Below are 19,449 nucleotides of genomic sequence, written 5' to 3'. Positions count from 1 at the left end.
GATTAAGAGATGAGACTGCTCAATGAATTCTGAATTATTTGTTTTTGTTACCAAAAACGAATTTACTGTGCTGCAATAAATAAATTTATTGCTGTTGGTCACTCAGCTTCTCTTTCGAGAAATCACATTGAGACTCTAAATTTGTGTGCGTCATCTAGCGAACTAGAATCTGCTGTTAGAACTCAATCTGTACGAGTGCCCACACAGATGATTGCTTTATATTGTTAAAGAGCTATACCGGTTATCCGGCTGCGATTAAAGCGTTAAACTTTATCTCGCTAGGGCTGCGCATATTACGCTTTCCTATTTTTTTGTCAACACTTAACTTTTAGTTTCTTTTAAAAGATTTAAAAGTTAAGTTTTACTCGACTCACTTACCGTTTGTTTAGCGATTTTCATTGCTGCGTCCCGGGTCAGTGGATGCGCATTATAGGGATATTCTGGAGAGGGTCAATGCTTTATTTCAGTTTTATTAAATTAATTTCAATTTAGTACAATAACCATACAAACAAAGGGTTGCAGAGGTGTTTTTGATTAAAAAGCACTCAGCAAGACATAACTATTAAGAGGAATAAAAGTAAAAGCGAGTTAAATAACTCGCTTTAAATATTTAATAAGTAATGGTCATTACTATTTTTTAACTGGGCGCTTCCAACCAGTTAAGTTGCGCTGTTTGGAACGTGCGATGGCAAGTTGTTCATCTTCAACGGTATTGGTAATAACAGAGCCCGCGCCAACGGTAGCGGTTGCACCAATATTTACAGGAGCAACCAGTGATGAGTTAGAGCCAATAAAGGCATTATCGCCAATAATAGTTTTGGTTTTATTCACGCCATCGTAGTTACAGGTAATAGTCCCAGCACCAATATTTACTTTTTCGCCAATTTCAGCATCACCTAAATAACTTAAGTGATTGGCTTTAGAGCCTTTGCCTAAGCGGGTTTTTTTCATCTCGACAAAGTTACCAATGTGCGAGTCTTCTTCCATTATTGCACCTGGGCGAAGGCGGGCGTATGGACCTAGGGTACACTTTGCAGCAACAGTAGCATCTTCAATAAGTGTATTAGCTTTAATAACAACATTATCGCCGATGCTACAGTTTTTAAGTACGCAGTTAGGGCCAATTTGTACGTTATTGCCTAAGGTTACTGTACCTTCAAAAATAACGTTGATATCGATGAGGACATCTTCACCTGTTTTAACGTTACCACGCACATCAATGCGAGCAGGGTCGGCAAGAGTAGCCCCATTTAACATCAACTCTTCTGCTTGCCATGCTTGGTAAGCACGCTCTAATCCTGCAAGTTGTACGCGGTTATTTGCACCTTCAACCTCCATTGGATGATCTGGCTGAGCTGATGTAATTTCTACGCCTTCACTGTGCGCCATAGCAACTATATCTGTGAGGTAGTATTCGCCTTGAGCATTATTGTTAGACAAGTTACCTAACCATGTTTTTAAAAGCTTACCATTTACCGCCATAATGCCGGTGTTTACTTCGTTAATAAGTAACTGCTCTGCGCTTGCATCTTTTTGTTCAACAATACCCACTAGCTTGCCATCAAGACGTAGCATACGCCCATAACCATTTGGGTTTGCTAAATTAACGGTTAATACGGCTAAGCCATTTTTAGGTGTCGCTGCTAATAAACGTTCAAGGGTTGATTGCTTTGTTAAAGGTACATCACCGTATAAAACCAGTACGGTATCGTCGTCGTCAATATGAGGGTTTGCTTGTGCCACTGCGTGGCCTGTACCTAGCTGCTCAGCTTGCAGTACCCAATTTACGTTATTATCGGCTAATTGTTGTTGTAATAGCTCGCCGCCATGACCATAAACGAGGTTAGTAGAGGTTGCACCTAGCGCATTGGCATTATCGATAACGTGTTGCACCATAGGTTTACCTGCCACTTTATGCAGTACCTTAGGAAGAGCAGAGCGCATACGAGTACCTTTACCCGCTGCAAGAATTACTGTTGTTAGAACCATTAAAACAATTTCCTTTTTCCGTCGTTTTAGCTTGATAGAATAAGTGTGCTGCATAGTAGATTACGTAAGTCACATCATGTGCAAATACTCAGTAGGCTAAGCAATGACTACTGAATCTTAACTTAAGCAAAGTAACACCTAATAGAATAGGGCTATTGTAACGAGGATCTTGCGTGGATATAAGTAATAATGAAGAGATATTAGCCGTAATGATTAATTTATTTACAAATAGCTACGGGATTTATCATCAGGCACAAAAAAGCCCACATAAAGTGGGCTTTTAAAAAACCAGATAGGCTTACTTTTTACGTAATTGCTGAATAACACGTAGCTGAGCAATTGCTTCAGCTAATTGCACTGCTGCTTGGTTATAATCAAACTCAGCAGATGCGCCTTTTGCCATTTGGGCTTCAGCGTCACGCTTAGCTTGCTCTGCAGCTTTTTCGTCTAGGTCTTCACCACGAACAGCTGTATCAGCAAGTACGGTCACTATATTCGGTTGAACTTCTAGTGTACCGCCAGCAATATAGATGAGTTCTTCTTCACCAAATTGCTTAACTAAACGTACCATACCAGGTTTAAGGGCAGTTAGTAGTGGGGCGTGACCGGCGTTAACACCTAATTCACCTTCACTACCAGATACTTGAATAGATTCTACTAAACCAGAAAATAATTTCTCTTCAGCACTTACTACATCAAGATGTACAGTCATAGCTGCCATACTACCCTCCTAATTACATGCTTTTGGCTTTTTCTTGAGCTTCTTCGATAGAGCCAACCATGTAGAACGCTTGCTCTGGCATATCATCAAACTCACCGTTTAAGATACCTTTGAAGCCTGCAATTGTGTCTTTAAGTGACACGTATTTACCTGGCGCACCTGTAAATACCTCTGCCACGAAGAATGGCTGAGATAGGAAACGCTGGATTTTACGTGCACGAGATACAAGTTGCTTATCTTCGTCAGAAAGCTCGTCCATACCTAGAATCGCGATGATGTCTTTAAGCTCTTTGTAACGCTGAAGAACTGTTTGAACGCCACGCGCTGTATCGTAGTGCTCTTCACCAATTACTAATGGATCAAGCTGACGTGACGATGAATCAAGAGGGTCTACCGCAGGGTAGATACCTAGTGATGCGATATCACGTGAAAGTACTACTGTTGCATCTAAGTGAGCAAACGTTGTTGCTGGCGATGGATCCGTTAAATCATCCGCAGGTACGTATACCGCTTGGATTGAAGTAATTGAACCTGTCTTAGTAGATGCGATACGCTCTTGAAGTACACCCATTTCTTCAGCAAGTGTAGGCTGGTAACCTACCGCTGATGGCATACGACCAAGAAGTGCTGATACTTCTGTACCCGCAAGTGTGTAACGGTAGATGTTATCTACGAAGAAAAGTACATCGCGACCTTCGTCACGGAACTTCTCAGCCATAGTAAGACCTGTTAACGCTACGCGTAAACGGTTACCCGGTGGCTCGTTCATCTGACCGTATACAAGCGATACTTTATCAAGTACGTTTGAATCGTTCATTTCATGGTAGAAATCGTTACCCTCACGTGTACGCTCACCAACACCTGCGAATACTGAGTAGCCGCTGTGCTCGATTGCGATGTTACGGATAAGTTCCATCATGTTTACGGTTTTACCAACACCGGCACCACCGAATAAACCAACTTTACCACCTTTAGCGAATGGACATACAAGGTCGATTACCTTGATACCCGTTTCTAAAAGTTCAACTGAGCTTGATTGCTCTTCGTAAGTAGGTGCTGCACGGTGGATAGACATACGCTCGTCTTCACCGATTGGACCTGCTTCATCAATTGGCTCACCAAGTACGTTCATGATACGACCTAGGGTCTTAGTACCAACTGGAACTTGAATTGCTTCGCCTGTGTTTGCTACTGCAGCACCACGACGTAAACCGTCTGTAGTACCTAGTGCGATAGTACGTACCACACCGCCACCTAGCTGCTGTTGAACTTCTAAAGTCAAACCAGCTAAATCGCCATCTGTTACTTTTAGCGCGTCATATACGGCTGGCACGCTGTCTTGTGGAAATTCGATATCCACAACGGCGCCGATAATTTGGACGACCTTACCTAAACTCATGTCTATTCCTCTCGTTAATCTTTGCCTGAAGCATTAAACTGCTGCTGAACCAGAACAAATCTCACTAATTTCTTGTGTGATTGCTGCTTGGCGAGCTTTGTTATATACAAGCTGTAACTCATCCATAAGGTCACCGGCATTATCAGTTGCAGCTTTCATTGCAACCATGCGGGCAGCCTGTTCAGAGGCAGCGTTTTCAACTACACCTTGGTATACCTGAGACTCAATGAAACGTACTAACAAAGACTCTAAAATAGCCTCTGGGTTTGGTTCATATAAGTAATCCCACGCATGTGTAGATACTTCTTCTTCAGCTTTTGGCAAAGGGAGTAACTGATCTACTATTGGCTCTTGCTTCATGGTATTAACAAAGTTGTTATATACCAGGAATAAACGGTCAATTTTACCTTCAGAGAATGCATCTAGCATTATTTTTACCGGACCAATTACGTCCTGTACTGAAGGCTTATCTCCAAGACCTGCTTTTTTAGCAAGCACTTGACCACCAAAACGTTGAAAAAAGCTAGCTGCTTTACTACCTAGAGTAGCAAAATCAGCGTCTATGCCTTTTTCTTTCCACGCTTTAATCTCTAATGCAACTTTTTTAAACTCATTTGAGTTTAAACCGCCACACAGACCACGGTCAGTAGAGATAACAATATAACCAACTCGTTTTACTTCACGCTCTTCTAAGAACGGGTGGGTAAAATCAAGATTTGCTTGAGCAACACGACCAATCACTTTACGTAATTTTTCAGCGTATGGACGGCTTGAAGCCACTCGTTCTTGCGCCTTTTTCATTTTAGACGCAGCAACCATTTCCATTGCGCTAGTGATCTTTTGAGTATTTTTAATACTGCCGATCTTGCTTTTAATCTCTTTTCCGCTGGCCATGACTCTCTCTCCGAATCAAGGTGTGCTTTAGGATATAAAGCACACCATTAATAACTAAATTACCAAGTTTGCGTAGACTTGAACTTCTCTAGAAGTTCTTTAAGCTGCGCTTCGATCTCGGCGTTGTAGTTACCAGTTTCATTGATTTGAGCCATAAGCTCTGCGTATGTGCTATTTGCGTAAGAAAGTAAAGCCGCTTCAAAATCCATGATTTTAGCGATTTCGATGTCTTTTAAGTAACCTTTCTCAGCTGCGAATAACGACAAAGACATTTCAGCAACAGACATTGGCGCGTACTGTTTCTGCTTCATTAGCTCTGTTACACGCTCACCATGCTCAAGTTGAGCACGAGTAGCATCATCAAGGTCAGACGCGAACTGCGAGAACGCAGCTAATTCACGGTACTGAGCTAGGGCTAGACGGATACCGCCACCTAGTTTCTTAACGATTTTAGTTTGTGCAGCACCACCAACACGCGATACCGAGATACCAGCATTTACTGCCGGACGGATACCCGAGTTGAATAAGTCAGTTTCTAAGAAGATCTGACCATCGGTGATAGAGATAACGTTTGTCGGTACGAACGCAGAAACGTCGCCGCCTTGAGTTTCAATGATAGGCAATGCCGTCAATGAACCTGTTTTACCTTTCACTTCACCGTTAGTGAATTTTTCAACGTAATCAGTGTTTACACGTGATGCACGCTCTAAAAGACGCGAGTGAAGGTAGAATACGTCACCTGGGTATGCTTCACGGCCTGGTGGACGCTTAAGTAGCAATGAGATTTGACGGTAAGCAACAGCTTGCTTAGATAAATCATCATATACGATTAATGCGTTTTCACCACGGTCACGGAAGTATTCACCCATAGTACAGCCCGAGAACGGTGCTAAGTACTGAAGTGCCGCAGATTCAGAAGCAGATGCTACAACTACGATAGTGTTTGCAAGTGCACCGTGCTCTTCTAATTTACGTACTACGTTAGCAATAGTAGATGCTTTTTGACCAACCGCTACGTACACACACTTAACGCCTGTGTCTTTTTGGTTGATGATTGCATCGATTGCTAGTGCAGTTTTACCTGTTTGGCGGTCACCGATAACAAGCTCACGCTGACCACGACCAACTGGAATCATTGCATCGATAGATTTGTAACCAGTTTGCACTGGCTCATCTACTGATTGACGCTCGATTACACCTGGTGCAATTTTTTCTACAGGTTCAAAACCGTCGTTATCTAAAGCGCCTTTACCATCGATAGGAGCACCTAGTGTGTTTACAACACGACCAAGTAGACCCGCACCAACAGGCACTTCTAAGATACGACCAGTTGTGTATACTTTTACGCCTTCTGTAAGGTCAGCGTAAGGACCCATTACTACTGCACCAATTGAGTCGCGCTCAAGGTTTAGTGCGATAGCATAACGGTTGCCAGGAAGCTCAATCATCTCACCTTGCATACAGTCAGCTAGACCGTGGATGCGAATGATACCGTCAGTAACAGATACAATTGTACCTTCGTTACGAGCTTCACTTACAACTTCGAACTTCTCAATACGTTGTTTGATCAGATCTGAAATTTCAGTGGAATTAAGTTGCATGCTCTTTTTCCCAATTACGATTGTAGTGTTGTGGCTAAGCGATTTAATTTACCGCGTAAAGAGCCGTCAATTACAGTGTCGCCTGCCTTGATAATAAGACCGCCAACAACTGTAGCGTCTTCACTACAATTCAGCTTAACTTTGCGTGCGAAACGTTTTTCAAGTGCCGCTACCAATGATTCTTGCTGCGCTGCAGCAAGAGGCGTTGCCGAAATCACATCAATATCGATTTCTTTGTCATAGTCTGCTTTTAAAGCAGAAAATAAATGAGCAACTTCAGGTAGTGCAATCAAACGTCCATTTTCAGCCATCACCTTAACTAGGTTCTGACCTTGTTCGTTGAGCTGCTCACCACATAAGTTAATAAATAACTCAGCTTGTGCAGTAGCAGTAGGCAATCCAGCTAAAATGGTTGATGCCTGTTCATTGCTGGCAACGTGGCCAGCAAAAAACAACATGTCATTCCAACTTTCAATGGTGCCTTTTTCAACGGCAAGTTCAAAAGCCGCTTTAGCGTATGGGCGAGCGATAGTAGTCAATTCAGACATGCTCATACCCTCCTAATTACAGCTCAGCGACAAGTTTTTCAACGATGTCACTATGTGCGGCTTGATTGATTTCGCGCTCTAAAATTCTTTCTGCGCCAACCACAGCCAGAGTTGCTACTTTCTTACGTAGCTCTTCTGTCACACGGTTACGCTCTGATTCAATTTCAGAGTGCCCTTGAGCAATAATTTTTTCACGCTCTTGCTGACCACGAACAGTTTCTTCGTCAACAATTAGCACGGCACGCTTTTTAGCTTGTTCAATGATATCAGCCGCTTGAGCCTTTGCATCTTTAAGCTGTTCTGCAGCTTTTTGTTGCGCTAGTTCTAAGTCTTTTTCGGCTCTATCAGAGGCAGCTAAACCATCTTCGATTTTCTTCTGGCGAGCTTCAATTGCACCGTTTAATGGTGGCCATACGTATTTCATACAAAATAATACGAACACCGTAAACGCAATTAATTCACCGATTAGAGTGGCGTTTAAATTCACAACCGCTCCTCCTTAAATAGTAAGCTGTTCAAAAAATAAAATTAAAGTACGAACAACAATACCATCGCGATACCAACACCAATCATTGCTACAGCATCGATTAGACCAGCAAGGATAAACATTTTAACTTGTAGCGATGGTGCAAGCTCAGGTTGACGCGCACATGCTTCAAGGAATTTACCGCCCATGTTACCAAAGCCGATTGCTGTGCCGATTGCACCAAAGCCGATAAGTAAAGCTACTGCGATGTACTTAAGACCTAATACTAGTTCCATTTTTTTCTCCAAAGTTTCAATTGTAATTAAAAGTAAAAATTAAAAGTTATAAATTAGTGATTATCCGAACTTGCCATGCTTAGGTATACAATTGTAAGCATCATGAATACGAATGCTTGCAATACAATAACTAATATATGGAATACAGCCCACACAAAGTGCAACGGTAATTGCATTAAACCTATTGCACCGATAAGGATGAAAATTAATTCACCTGCATATAAGTTACCGAACAAACGCAGTGCCAGTGAAAACGGCTTAGAAACCAATGCGATAAGTTCTAGTAATAAGTTGAATGGGATTAAAAGAATCTGCATAGCTGTATTGTTTGAACTAAACGGGTGAAGTGTTAGTTCTTTAATAAAACCGCCGATACCTTTGATTTTTATTGAGTAGCCAATCATTAGAATAAACACGCCCAGCGCAAGCGCTGCGGTCATGTTGATATCGGTTGTTGGTACAATTTTCATATATACGTCGTGTGAATCCATACCAAATGCAGTTTCGCCAACAAAGCCAGCAAATGCAGGTAGGAAGTCAACTGGGATTAAATCCATTAAGTTCATTAAGAATATCCAAACGAATATTGTTAATGCTAATGGTGCAATTAGCTTACTTTTACCGTGGAAGGTATCGCGTACGTTGTCGCCAACGAACTCAACAACCATTTCAATAAAACATTGAAATTTTCCAGGTACACCCAGAGTTGATTTTTTTGCGGCACTACGGAAGATCCATAAAAATATTAGACCTAGTCCGATAGACCATGCGAGGGTATCTACATGCCATGTCCAGAAACCACTATCCGTACATGCTTTATTGAAGGCAAGACCAGCGTCGGTCGAGCACATCTTAGCATTGGTTAAGTGGTGCTGAATATGGCTAGATAGAGTAACTTCTTCTGCAGCCATGTTATATCCCAAAAGTTAATGTTTAAAAAAAACGGGTGTAAACAATCCTGTAAACAACACCAACACATAAGCACAAAAGAAAGGTAGCAGTACTACCGGATAAAGCTTTAGCATTAGTGCAAACAAAATGATTGTTAGCATAAATTTTAATCCGTTGCCGCGTTTTAACGAGGCATACGCTTGATTTGCACGACTTGCACCCATATACCTGAATGCATAAAGCGCAAATACAAAGTTAGGAAGTACTGCGACTGCGCCACCAGCTAGAGCTGAAAGTGCGGCATTGGTTTCCCAACCTATAAAAATTATTAGTGCAGCTAAAAGAGCTACAAATCCCTGAAGGCAAATTAATTTTAATGCGGCAAGCCTATACGGGCTTGCTAACTTATTAGTCACTTTTAATTAACCTTTATGACGCTCTAATTGTCAGGGTACGAAAACTGGCGAAATTATACTTAATCCTACCAGTTTTGCAACTTGAGTAGATGCTTTGTAACACAAAATCGCTATAAATGTCTCTTTTTAGACATCCAATGAATTAATGGTGAGAATAGTCTTGATTGATACGGTTTAAAATACCGTCTAACTCGTCAAGATTAGTATAAGAAATAACCAACTTTCCTTTGCCTTTTTTGTTGTAATTTATTTCTACTTTTGCCCCTAAATTATCAGCAAGCTGTTGCTCTAACTGTTTAACATCTGGGTCTTTTTCTATTACTTCTTTTGCTGGAACAGGCTCTAAAATAGAGCGTACTAGCTTTTCAGTTTCGCGAACGGTCAATGCTTTAGCAACAGCAAGTCGAGCGGCATCTGATTGTGCTTCACCTTCAAGGGCTAATAAGCAACGTGCGTGACCCATTTCAATGTCACCATGCTCTAACAAAATCTTTACATCGTTATTAAGATTATTCAAGCGTAATAAGTTGGTCACGGTGGTACGTGATTTACCCACTGCATCCGCCACTTGTTGATGCGTTAACTCAAACTCATTAAGCAAGCGATTAAGTGCAATCGCTTCTTCCATGGCGTTTAAGTCTTCACGCTGAATATTTTCAATTAGGGCAATGGCAACGGCCGCTTCATCGGGTACATCTTTAATAATACACGGTACAAAATCGAGCTTAGCAATTTGAGCAGCGCGCCAACGACGTTCACCGGCAATAATTTCATAACCGTTATGCGCAACTGGGCGCACAACGATTGGTTGAATTATCCCTTGTGAACGAATTGAACTGGCGAGTTCTTCAAGTGCCTCTTCAGACATGTCTTTACGAGGTTGGTATTTCCCTGAGTGTAAAAACTCGATGGGTAGTTTTTGTAATTCACTGTTGCTAGGCTGTGCCGCATTTTCAACTGCGTTTGTTACATTGGCGTTGTCGTGTTCCTTGCTTTCGCTTAGTGCAGGTTTAGATGAACTTAAAAGTGCATCGAGTCCTCGGCCTAAACCTCGTTTTTTAGCAGACATGTTATTTTTTTACCTCAAAGTTAGGCGACAACGGGAGTTGTTTTTTCTTTTCTGCGTAGCATTTCACCCGCGAGAGCTAAATACGCTTTCGCACCACTTGATGCTCGATCGTAGTACATTGCCGGTGCACCAAAACTGGGCGCTTCTGCAAGTCGAACATTACGTGGGATCACCGTACGGTATACTTTATCGCCAAAATGTTGTTTTAATTGTTCTGATACATCATTTGCTAGTCGATTACGCGGATCGTACATAGTACGAAGTATGCCTTCAATCTGTAAGTTAGGATTAACTAACTTAGCAAGTTGCGTAATCGTATCCATTAATGCGGTTAACCCCTCCAGTGCATAATATTCACATTGCATAGGCACTAAAATAGAATCGGCAGCAGCCATGGCATTAACGGTTAACATATTTAAAGAAGGTGGGCAGTCTATAAAAATAAACTCGTACTGATCCTGAATTTTTTCAAGTGCGTTGCGTAAGCGTACTTCGCGAGCAAATAATTCCATCAATTTAACTTCTGCAGCGGTCACATCGCCGTTTGCAGCAATCATATGATACTCGCCTGAGGTTTCTTTAATAATCACCTCATCAATAGGCTTATCTTCTATGAGCAAGTCATAGATAGTAGGGACGTCACCATATTTGTCGACGCCACTGCCCATGGTCGCATTACCTTGCGGATCGAGATCTATTAACAGCACTTTACGTTTCGTTGCAGCCATAGATGCAGCGAGATTAACGGCAGTAGTCGTTTTACCTACTCCGCCTTTTTGATTTGCTAATGCGATGACTTTTGCCACAGTGTCTCTGATCCCTAGTCTTTAGAAAGAATTATTAAATGTCGTTGTGCATCTAAATCTGGTACTTCTAATGCAATTTTTTGCTCAAACTTAACACCCGCAGGGAGTGAGTCTAATTCCTCACTTGGAAATACCCCTTTAAGTGCAATGAACTTACCTGAATGATCGATTAAGTGCGAACACCAGTCAATCATATCTTGTAACGATGCAAATGCACGACTTAGTACGCCATCTAATTTAACACTTGGTTGATATTCTTCAACTCTTGACTGCACAGGGGTCACATTATCAAGGCCAAGCTCATGCTTAACATGCATTAAAAAACGTACACGTTTACCTAAACTATCTAATAATACAAACTGCGTACCGGGTAAGGCAATAGCTAACACTATGCCCGGTAAACCAGGACCTGTGCCAACATCAATATAATGATGGCCGGTCAAGTGAGGCGCAACAACTAAGCTATCCATTATATGTTTAACCATCATTTCTTGAGGTAAACGTACTGAGGTTAAATTATAGGCCTTGTTCCACTTATCGAGTAATTCGACATAGCGAACAAGCTGTTGCTGTTGTTTTTGTGTTAGCGCAATATCAGTTTGCGCTAACAAAGTTGTTAATTGTTGCTGTAACACAATGTACCTTTACCGTTACGCAGTTTTGCGCAACAAGCCTTGCTTCTTCAGATACACTAATAATAGCGAAATCGCCGCTGGGGTGATACCAGAAATACGCGAAGCTTGACCAATAGTGTCTGGACGAGCATCAATTAGCTTAGCAACAACCTCATTTGATAAACCAGAGACGGTTTTATAATCAAACTCTTTTGGTAAGATTGTTTCTTCATGACGAAGCTGCTTATTGATCTCATCTTGCTGGCGTGCAATGTAACCTGCGTACTTAGTATGAATTTCAACCTGCTCTAAGGCGGCCTTATTGGTAAACTCAGATCCGAGTCCTTCAATGGCCATCAAGTTATTATAACGCACTTCAGGTCGGCGTAATAATTCTTCTAAGCTGGCTTCACGCACAAGTGGAGTTTTAAGTAATTCATTTACTTGATCAACAACCGCATGATCTTTATGGATCCAGGTGTCTTTAATACGCTGTTTCTCTTTAGCGATCACTTCCATTTTTTCGTTGAATGCTTGCCAACGTTCATCGTTAACTAAACCTAATTCACGGCCTTTTTCAGTTAAACGTATATCAGCGTTGTCTTCACGTAGTAACAAACGGTATTCAGCACGACTAGTAAACATGCGGTACGGTTCTTTTGTACCCAGTGTTGCTAGGTCGTCAATTAGTACGCCAACATAGGCTTCATCACGACGTGGCGTCCACGATTCTTTGCCTTGTACTTGTAAGGCTGCATTCATACCTGCGATCAGACCTTGTGCGCCCGCTTCTTCGTAACCGGTCGTACCATTAATCTGACCAGCAAAAAATAAACCATCAATAAATTTAGTTTCTAATGATTGTTTTAAGTCGCGCGGATCAAAAAAGTCATACTCAATTGCATAGCCAGGACGACAGATATGTGCATTTTCAAATCCGGTGATCGATTGCACAATTTCTAACTGTACATCGAACGGTAAACTGGTTGAAATACCGTTAGGATATAACTCGTATGACGTTAAGCCTTCTGGCTCTACAAATATCTGGTGCTTATCTTTATCAGCAAAACGTACAATTTTATCTTCAATAGACGGACAGTAACGTGGGCCTATTCCTTCGATAACACCTGAGTACATAGGTGAGCGATGTAAGTTTTTGCGAATAACATCATGTGTTTTTTCATTGGTGTAAGTGATGTAACACGGAATTTGTTGTGGGTGGTCGCTTTGTTTACCCATAAATGAGAATACCGGTGTTGGTGCATCACCTGGTTGTTCTTGCATTTTAGAAAAATCAACAGTGCGTGCATCAATACGTGGTGGTGTGCCTGTTTTTAAACGATCCACTCTAAATGGAAGTTCACGTAGACGATCAGCCAATGCAATTGAAGGTGGATCGCCTGCACGGCCACCTTTAAAGTTTTCAAGACCGATATGAATTTGGCCACCTAAGAATGTGCCTACGGTTAGTACTACACTAGGTGCACTGAAACGCAGACCCATTTGGGTAACTACACCCATTACACGATCGTTTTCAACAATAAGATCATCACATGATTGTTGAAAAATCTTTAAGTTTTCTTGGTTTTGAAGTGTGTTCTGAATAGCCGCTTTGTACAAAGCACGATCCGCTTGAGCACGAGTAGCTCGTACAGCAGGGCCTTTAGAAGAATTAAGCGTACGGAATTGGATCCCGCCTTTGTCAATAGCTTGAGCCATTGCGCCACCAAGGGCATCAATTTCTTTAACCAAGTGGCCTTTGCCAATGCCACCAATCGCTGGGTTACAAGACATTTGACCAAGGGTATCCATATTGTGAGTTAGCAGCAGGGTATTCATCCCCATACGGGCAGCTGCCAATGCGGCTTCAGTGCCAGCATGTCCACCACCTACTACGATAACGTCAAAATTTTCGTGAAAAATCATTAATGGGATCCTACTTAAATCAAACCAGTAAACTTCAAAAGGGAGCGTATTCTACCTAGAAATTAGCAGAAGATAAATGATTAAACAGTGCTCAAGATCTAAGTAAGTGATCTCTAATAATATAAAGGATCTTTTAAAGAGATCTTTTAATACTATTACTACTACTGATCGGCTTTTCTGTTGATAAGCTTTAGATCATGATTAAAAACATATAATTAGATCGGATCTAAAGGTGTTAATATGATCGGATCTTCAGGCAAATAAGCTCTGATCAAAACAGGCTGTTATGCACAGGCCGATCAAGTCTCGATCTTATCCCATGGATAAGCATGGTTATAAAAGCAGTTTAATCAGTGTTTATCCACAAAATCTATTAAATTATTAGTAAATTGTGGGTAACTTTATTTATAACTTTTTACTTGATCTTTCTATTTTAGACCTGTTTTTGTTATCCACGAGTCTAACCAAGCTAAGGCCGTATCTTCTGGAAGTGCTTCATCAAGAATATTCAGTTCTAAGCGCGGTGCTAATTGTATCGCGCCTTTTTGGCTTAAAAGCGTATCTATATTACGCCCTGCAAGGTTATATGTGTCATAACTGGTATCACCTAATGCGATGACCGAGTATTTTAAGTGGGATAAATCATCAACTTGAGATAAGTCATCAACAAAGCTAAGTATGTTTTCTGGATAATCACCTGCACCATAGGTTGATGTACAAATTAACCAAATGGTATTTTGCTGATCTATTTCATTAAATTCAGGTTGATCATGTAGTTGGGTATTAATGCCTTGGTCGTTAAGCGCATCGCTTAGTTGCTCGGCAACGTACTCTGCGGATCCCATTTGACTACCTACGATAAGATTTACTGAACTCATGAATATTTGTGATCACTATTAGTTTTAATTGCCGCCTATGATAGCCCAGTGAGTATAACAGTAAAGTTAAGAGTGCTATTTTGTATAACTATTTTTGTACTTATTTAAGCCTTTACTTAAATGTACTGCTTAACTACCTGATAATTAAAGGTTTAACAAAATATCTTTAAATGTAATCTTCTGATCAAGTTGTTGATAAGGTTGGGGAAAGCTCTGCTTAACTATCAGTTAAAGTTGCAATTTTATTGCTAAGTTATTGATTTTATATTTAGTATTTGCCACCAGCGATTGAAAATAAACTAATAGATGCTTGTTGATCTTAATGTGGATATAAAGCTTGTTGATAACCATAAATTGGGATCGAAAATAATTTTAAAAAATGATCTATTTAGTCAGATCAGGCTAAATAACCATTATTATTTTTTATAAACAGCCCTTTTTTAATTAAATACAGACTATTTCCCCATTTTAAAGACGTTTAATTCCTCGCTGAGGCAAAAAAACACGCAATTGTGGATAACTGATCTGCAAAAAAATAAATTTGAGTGATCTAAAGTGAATATTTAACTGAATTTTGTCGGTGGCGTAGACGAACAAAACGTATTTTTTAGGTACGTTTTGTTTTTATGACTTGATAATTACCCCTATTCAAACATGGATAATCAATGCTATAGCTTCACTTTTAGAGTGTTTAATAGGCATAACTACGGCTATTTTTTTCTATAAATGAAGGTGTTCTAGCCGCTATTTAGTGTGATTATTGGCCTTGTTACATCTTTTATGTACATTATTAAAGGCGAATTGAGGCTGATATAAGTGCAGCTTAAACTGTATTTGTAGTCTGTTTGGTTTTTAAAGTGGATTATTAAAATACAGCTAGGTGAGTTGTTATTGTAAATATTGGGCATTAAAAAGGGCGCCTAAGCACCCTTAATAAATTATATCGTTACTTATTAATTCGACTATTTGCCGATACAGAACGAGCTAAATATTTTGCCAAGTAGATCATCTGAGGTAAATTCGCCGGTTATTTCGTTAAGATATTGCTGCGTTAAACGCAGTTCTTCTGCCAAAATTTCACCGGCTGCGTGCATCTCTAATTGTGTTTTACCTGTATCTAAATGATGCGCAGCATGCTCCAGTGCATCTAAGTGACGACGACGCGCCATAAAACCACCTTCAGTGGCACCATCAAACCCGATACATGCTTTTAAGTGAGTACGAACTAACTCTATACCATCAGCATTTTTAGCACTTAAACTGATGACAGGATATTGCTGGTTTTGATCTATGCCAACCACATCACCGGATAAATCGGCTTTATTTCTGATCACAGTCACGCCCATACCTTGCGGCAGCTTAGCCATAAATTCTGGCCAAATAGCATGTGGATCGGTATCTGTGGTGTCGGTGCCATCAAGCATAAATAGTACGCGGTCGGCTTGGTTTATTTCTTCCCAAGCACGCTCTATCCCAATTTGTTCTACTTTATCTGGACTTTCTCGTAGCCCTGCGGTATCGATAATATGCAGTGGCATACCATCAATGTGGATATGTTCACGTAGTACATCGCGTGTGGTGCCGGCTATCTCAGTTACGATGGCCGCTTCTCGCCCTGCTAATGCATTAAGTAAGCTTGATTTACCCGCATTAGGGCGGCCAGCAATAACGACGCGCATGCCTTCGCGCATTATGCTGCCTTGTTTGGCTTGATTAGTAACCGCATTGAGTTGCTCAATAATGGCATTCAAATCCCCACCGACTTTTCCGTCTGATAAAAAATCGATTTCTTCATCAGGAAAATCAATAGCCGCTTCTACATACATACGTAAGTGAATGACTTTTTCTACTAGGGTTTCTATGTGCTTAGAGAATTGACCTTGAAGGGACTGTAGGGCGCTTTTGGCCGCTTGTTCACTGGTTGCATTAATTAAATCGGCGATTGCTTCTGCCTGGGTTAAATCAAGCTTATCATTCATAAATGCGCGTTCAGAAAATTCACCGGGTTTAGCTAAACGGACACCGTCTATTTTACTTATTTCTTTAAGCAGCATGTCGAGTACTACAGGGCCGCCATGGCCTTGAAGTTCAAGTACGTCTTCACCAGTAAATGAGTGTGGGCCAGCAAAGTAAATCGCAATACCTTGGTCAAGTTGCTGACCTGCAAGAGTGTTAAATGGTACATAGTCGGCATAGCGAACTTTAGGTATTTTACCTATTATTTTCTCAGCGACTTGCTTTGCAAGGCTGCCTGAAACGCGAATTATACCTACGCCCCCGCGTCCTGGTGCGGTTGCTTGTGCTGCAATTGTGTCTTGATTGATCATGCTTTTTATTTGCCAACTTATATAACGTTATGGCGCTATTGTAACCTATCAAATAAGCACTCGCGAATGCTGGAGTTAAAAATTGGCAATAAAAAAGGCGACCTTAGTCGCCTTTATATGCAGATGAAATTTAGTCACCTCTGACTTTTATCCCTTTCTTTTCCATACCGCGATAAATGTAGAGCATTTGTGCGATAGAGATAAGGTTAGATACTAGCCAGTAAAGTACTAAACCTGACGGGAACCAAAGGAAAAATATAGAAAAGATAACCGGCATATAGGTCATCATTTTTTGCTGCATTGGATCGGTTATCGTCATTGGTTGTAATTTTTGGGTTATAAACATACTCGCACCAAATAAGATTGGTAGTACGTAGTATGGGTCTTTCGCAGAAAGGTCTGTTAACCAAAAAATAAATTCAGCATGGCGAAGCTCTGTCGATTCTAAAAATACATAAAACAGGGCTAAGAATATAGGCATTTGTAGCAAAATAGGGAAACAGCCACCGAGTGGATTAACTTTTTCCTTTTTGTACATTTCCATGGTTGCTTGGCCGAATTTTTGGCGGTCGTCGCCATACTTTTCTTTTAGCGCTTTCATTTTTGGCTGTAATGCACGCATTTTAGCCATTGATGTGTATTGTGCTTTAGTTAACGGGTACATTAATGTTTTTACAATAACAGTGATGGCAATAATTGCGACACCCCAGTTACCTAAAATACTGTGTAACCATTTAAGCAGTACAAATAAAGGCTGAGAAATAAACCAAAGCCAACCGTAGTCAACGGTTAAATCTAAATCAGGATGCAATGCTTCTAGTACTTCTGAATCTTTTGGACCCATATAGTAGGTGGCATTGAGAGTTTGCACATTACCTGGCTGAATGTTAACAGGTTCAGCTTTAGCGCCAATAATGGCATGATTGCTTTTAGTAATTAAGCTATAAAGCGTATTAGTTTGCTCTTGCACAGGTATCCATGCACTTACAAAATAATGCTGAATAAAAGCAATATAACCACCTTGTGTATTTTTGTTCAGGTTTTTATCAGCCATATCTGAAAAACTATATTTTTCGTATGGGTCCGCATCGGTACCGTATGCAGCGCCTAAATAATTTTGGTCAACCAGGCTGCCTTTCTCTTGAACTGTACGCTTTACTTGCGTATACAATTGTACTTGAATTGGTGAACTTGTAACGTTATCGACGGTGTATTCTAAGCCAACATTATATTGACCTTGTTTGAATATGTAGGTTTTAGTAAAGCTAATACCGTTGCTATCAGTGAATGTAAGCGGTACGCGTAACTCATCCCCTGTTAAGGTATAAGATGTTTGCTCAACATGATAAGTAGGGCGCCCCTCTGTAGATGCATCAGGGCCATTTAAACCAATTAAACCACTTTGTGAAAAGTATTGTTTACCGTCAAACTCACCAAGTAACATGTAAGGTGTGGCACTGTCTTTCGTTTCTTCATATTGAAGTAAGTCAGCTTCAACAATGTCACCGCCTTTGGTGTCAATTTTTACGTTGAAAACGTCAGTTGTAATATTGATCACTGAACGTTTTGCTGAAGTTGCTGATGCAGGTAAACCTGAGTCTGATGAAGCTGGGACATAATCATCTGATTCCGGTGAATTTGCTTTTAGTGTTTGTGTAGTGGCACTAGGATCGGCTTTTGGTGTGTTGTAGTCATTATTCCATTCTTGAAATAATAAAAACGACACTAGCATTAGGCCGATGAATAAAAACGTGCGTTGCGATTCCATAACAGCTCTTATTTCTCGTGTTGGTGGTTAATACGGGTTAATTTTTCAGGAACGGGGTCGTCTCCACCTGAATGTAAAGGATGGCATTTTAATATGCGTTTAACTGCGAGCCAACTGCCTTTTACTGCACCATGCAAATTAATTGCTTGAATAGCGTAGCTAGAGCAGGTTGGATTAAAACGACAATGCGGACCTAACAGCGGACTAATCCACTTTTGATAACCGCGGATAAATAAAACTAAACAACGCTTTGGTAAAGCAGCAAGTGGTTTAAATAACCTCATGATATAGTGCCCCTACGTTATGTTTAGTGAATAGATACCATGTATTTAAAGACTCATTGTGAGATTTTAAACGCATGATTAAAAGGTGAGCTAAAGATACCCTAATTGACCCAGTATTTCTATTGCTATCGGGCTTGTTTAGTTGATTTAGCTGATTTGTTCGGGCGTTTTTTAAATGGTGGCGGTTTAGGGGCACCAGGTTTGCAGCGTTCATTAATTTTACGCCACAGCTTAGTTAGTTGTTTGGTTAATTCTTCATTAGACTGTTCATCAATACCACTTTTTACCATCAACACAATATCGATATTATCGAGAGTATGTTGGTTTAAACGAAAACTTTCGCGAGCAAGACGTTTAATACGGTTTCGTTGGTATGCCTTTTTTACACGTTTTTTAGCAACAGTTAGGCCTAACCTAGGTTTAGTTTGGTCATTTGATTTTGCTAATAGAGTAAAGAAGGGAGTTGCAGCCCGAGCGGGTTCATTAAATATGCGAGAGTAATGCGAGGGAGTTAACAGACGTAACTCCCTGCCAAAGCTAAAGTCTTCCACTTATA

Annotated in this window: 19 protein-coding genes; all 19 read right to left on the bottom strand. The window is 40.6% G+C overall.

Features of this window, described 5'->3' with window-relative positions; translation table 11 throughout:
* Nucleotides 1-630: 630 nt before the first annotated feature.
* Nucleotides 631-1,989 (bottom strand): bifunctional UDP-N-acetylglucosamine diphosphorylase/glucosamine-1-phosphate N-acetyltransferase GlmU, encoded by a 1,359-nt coding sequence (glmU, locus tag KG708_RS17370; protein ID WP_213611893.1) that lies wholly within the window; start codon nt 1,987-1,989, stop codon nt 631-633.
* 298 nt (nt 1,990-2,287) lie between these two features.
* Complete coding sequence (locus tag KG708_RS17365) at nt 2,288-2,710, bottom strand: F0F1 ATP synthase subunit epsilon (protein WP_213611892.1); 423 nt, start codon at nt 2,708-2,710, stop codon at nt 2,288-2,290.
* A 13-nt stretch (nt 2,711-2,723) separates the two neighbouring features.
* Nucleotides 2,724-4,109, bottom strand: coding sequence for a F0F1 ATP synthase subunit beta (gene atpD, locus KG708_RS17360; RefSeq protein ID WP_213611891.1), 1,386 nt, complete (start codon nt 4,107-4,109; stop codon nt 2,724-2,726).
* A gap of 33 nt (nt 4,110-4,142) precedes the next feature.
* Entirely contained in the window at nt 4,143-5,003 is an 861-nt protein-coding gene (atpG, locus tag KG708_RS17355) for a F0F1 ATP synthase subunit gamma (RefSeq protein WP_213611890.1), read from the bottom strand.
* Between the two features lie 59 nt (nt 5,004-5,062).
* Complete coding sequence (gene atpA, locus KG708_RS17350; RefSeq protein ID WP_013466263.1) at nt 5,063-6,604, bottom strand: F0F1 ATP synthase subunit alpha; 1,542 nt, start codon at nt 6,602-6,604, stop codon at nt 5,063-5,065.
* Between the two features lie 14 nt (nt 6,605-6,618).
* Entirely contained in the window at nt 6,619-7,152 is a 534-nt protein-coding gene (gene atpH, locus KG708_RS17345; RefSeq protein ID WP_016900009.1) for a F0F1 ATP synthase subunit delta, read from the bottom strand.
* Nucleotides 7,153-7,168: 16 nt separating this feature from the next.
* Nucleotides 7,169-7,639: a F0F1 ATP synthase subunit B gene (gene atpF / locus KG708_RS17340; protein WP_213611889.1), complete on the bottom strand. Its 471-nt coding sequence runs from the start codon at nt 7,637-7,639 to the stop codon at nt 7,169-7,171.
* Nucleotides 7,640-7,680: 41 nt separating this feature from the next.
* Entirely contained in the window at nt 7,681-7,914 is a 234-nt protein-coding gene (atpE, locus tag KG708_RS17335) for a F0F1 ATP synthase subunit C (RefSeq protein ID WP_004335261.1), read from the bottom strand.
* Nucleotides 7,915-7,967: 53 nt separating this feature from the next.
* A complete protein-coding gene (atpB, locus tag KG708_RS17330) occupies nt 7,968-8,825 on the bottom strand; it encodes a F0F1 ATP synthase subunit A (protein ID WP_013466266.1) in 858 nt (285 codons plus the stop codon).
* 15 nt (nt 8,826-8,840) lie between these two features.
* Nucleotides 8,841-9,221, bottom strand: a complete 381-nt coding sequence (locus tag KG708_RS17325) for an ATP synthase subunit I (RefSeq protein WP_213611887.1) — start codon at nt 9,219-9,221, stop codon at nt 8,841-8,843.
* Between the two features lie 142 nt (nt 9,222-9,363).
* Nucleotides 9,364-10,290, bottom strand: coding sequence for a ParB/RepB/Spo0J family partition protein (locus tag KG708_RS17320; protein ID WP_213611885.1), 927 nt, complete (start codon nt 10,288-10,290; stop codon nt 9,364-9,366).
* 20 nt (nt 10,291-10,310) lie between these two features.
* On the bottom strand, nt 10,311-11,096 hold the full coding sequence (locus tag KG708_RS17315) for a ParA family protein (protein WP_008112117.1): 786 nt from the start codon (nt 11,094-11,096) through the stop codon (nt 10,311-10,313).
* A 14-nt stretch (nt 11,097-11,110) separates the two neighbouring features.
* A complete protein-coding gene (gene rsmG, locus KG708_RS17310) occupies nt 11,111-11,731 on the bottom strand; it encodes a 16S rRNA (guanine(527)-N(7))-methyltransferase RsmG (protein ID WP_213611883.1) in 621 nt (206 codons plus the stop codon).
* A gap of 15 nt (nt 11,732-11,746) precedes the next feature.
* Nucleotides 11,747-13,636, bottom strand: a complete 1,890-nt coding sequence (gene mnmG, locus KG708_RS17305; protein WP_213611881.1) for a tRNA uridine-5-carboxymethylaminomethyl(34) synthesis enzyme MnmG — start codon at nt 13,634-13,636, stop codon at nt 11,747-11,749.
* 428 nt (nt 13,637-14,064) lie between these two features.
* Nucleotides 14,065-14,514, bottom strand: a complete 450-nt coding sequence (gene mioC, locus KG708_RS17300) for an FMN-binding protein MioC (RefSeq protein WP_213611879.1) — start codon at nt 14,512-14,514, stop codon at nt 14,065-14,067.
* Between the two features lie 962 nt (nt 14,515-15,476).
* Nucleotides 15,477-16,841, bottom strand: coding sequence for a tRNA uridine-5-carboxymethylaminomethyl(34) synthesis GTPase MnmE (gene mnmE / locus KG708_RS17295; protein ID WP_213611870.1), 1,365 nt, complete (start codon nt 16,839-16,841; stop codon nt 15,477-15,479).
* 130 nt (nt 16,842-16,971) lie between these two features.
* Entirely contained in the window at nt 16,972-18,609 is a 1,638-nt protein-coding gene (gene yidC / locus KG708_RS17290; protein ID WP_213611868.1) for a membrane protein insertase YidC, read from the bottom strand.
* Between the two features lie 8 nt (nt 18,610-18,617).
* Entirely contained in the window at nt 18,618-18,893 is a 276-nt protein-coding gene (yidD, locus tag KG708_RS17285; RefSeq protein ID WP_213611866.1) for a membrane protein insertion efficiency factor YidD, read from the bottom strand.
* Between the two features lie 125 nt (nt 18,894-19,018).
* Nucleotides 19,019-19,444 carry a ribonuclease P protein component gene (gene rnpA / locus KG708_RS17280; protein WP_213611864.1) on the bottom strand — a complete coding sequence of 142 codons (426 nt, stop codon included), beginning with the start codon at nt 19,442-19,444 and terminating at the stop codon, nt 19,019-19,021.
* Between the last annotated feature and the right edge of the window lie 5 nt (nt 19,445-19,449).

Source organism: Pseudoalteromonas sp. (assembly GCF_018402495.1).
Classification (GTDB): domain Bacteria; phylum Pseudomonadota; class Gammaproteobacteria; order Enterobacterales; family Alteromonadaceae; genus Pseudoalteromonas.
Note: the sequence above shows the minus strand (reverse complement) of the source record. Positions and strands in the feature narration are given on the sequence as shown.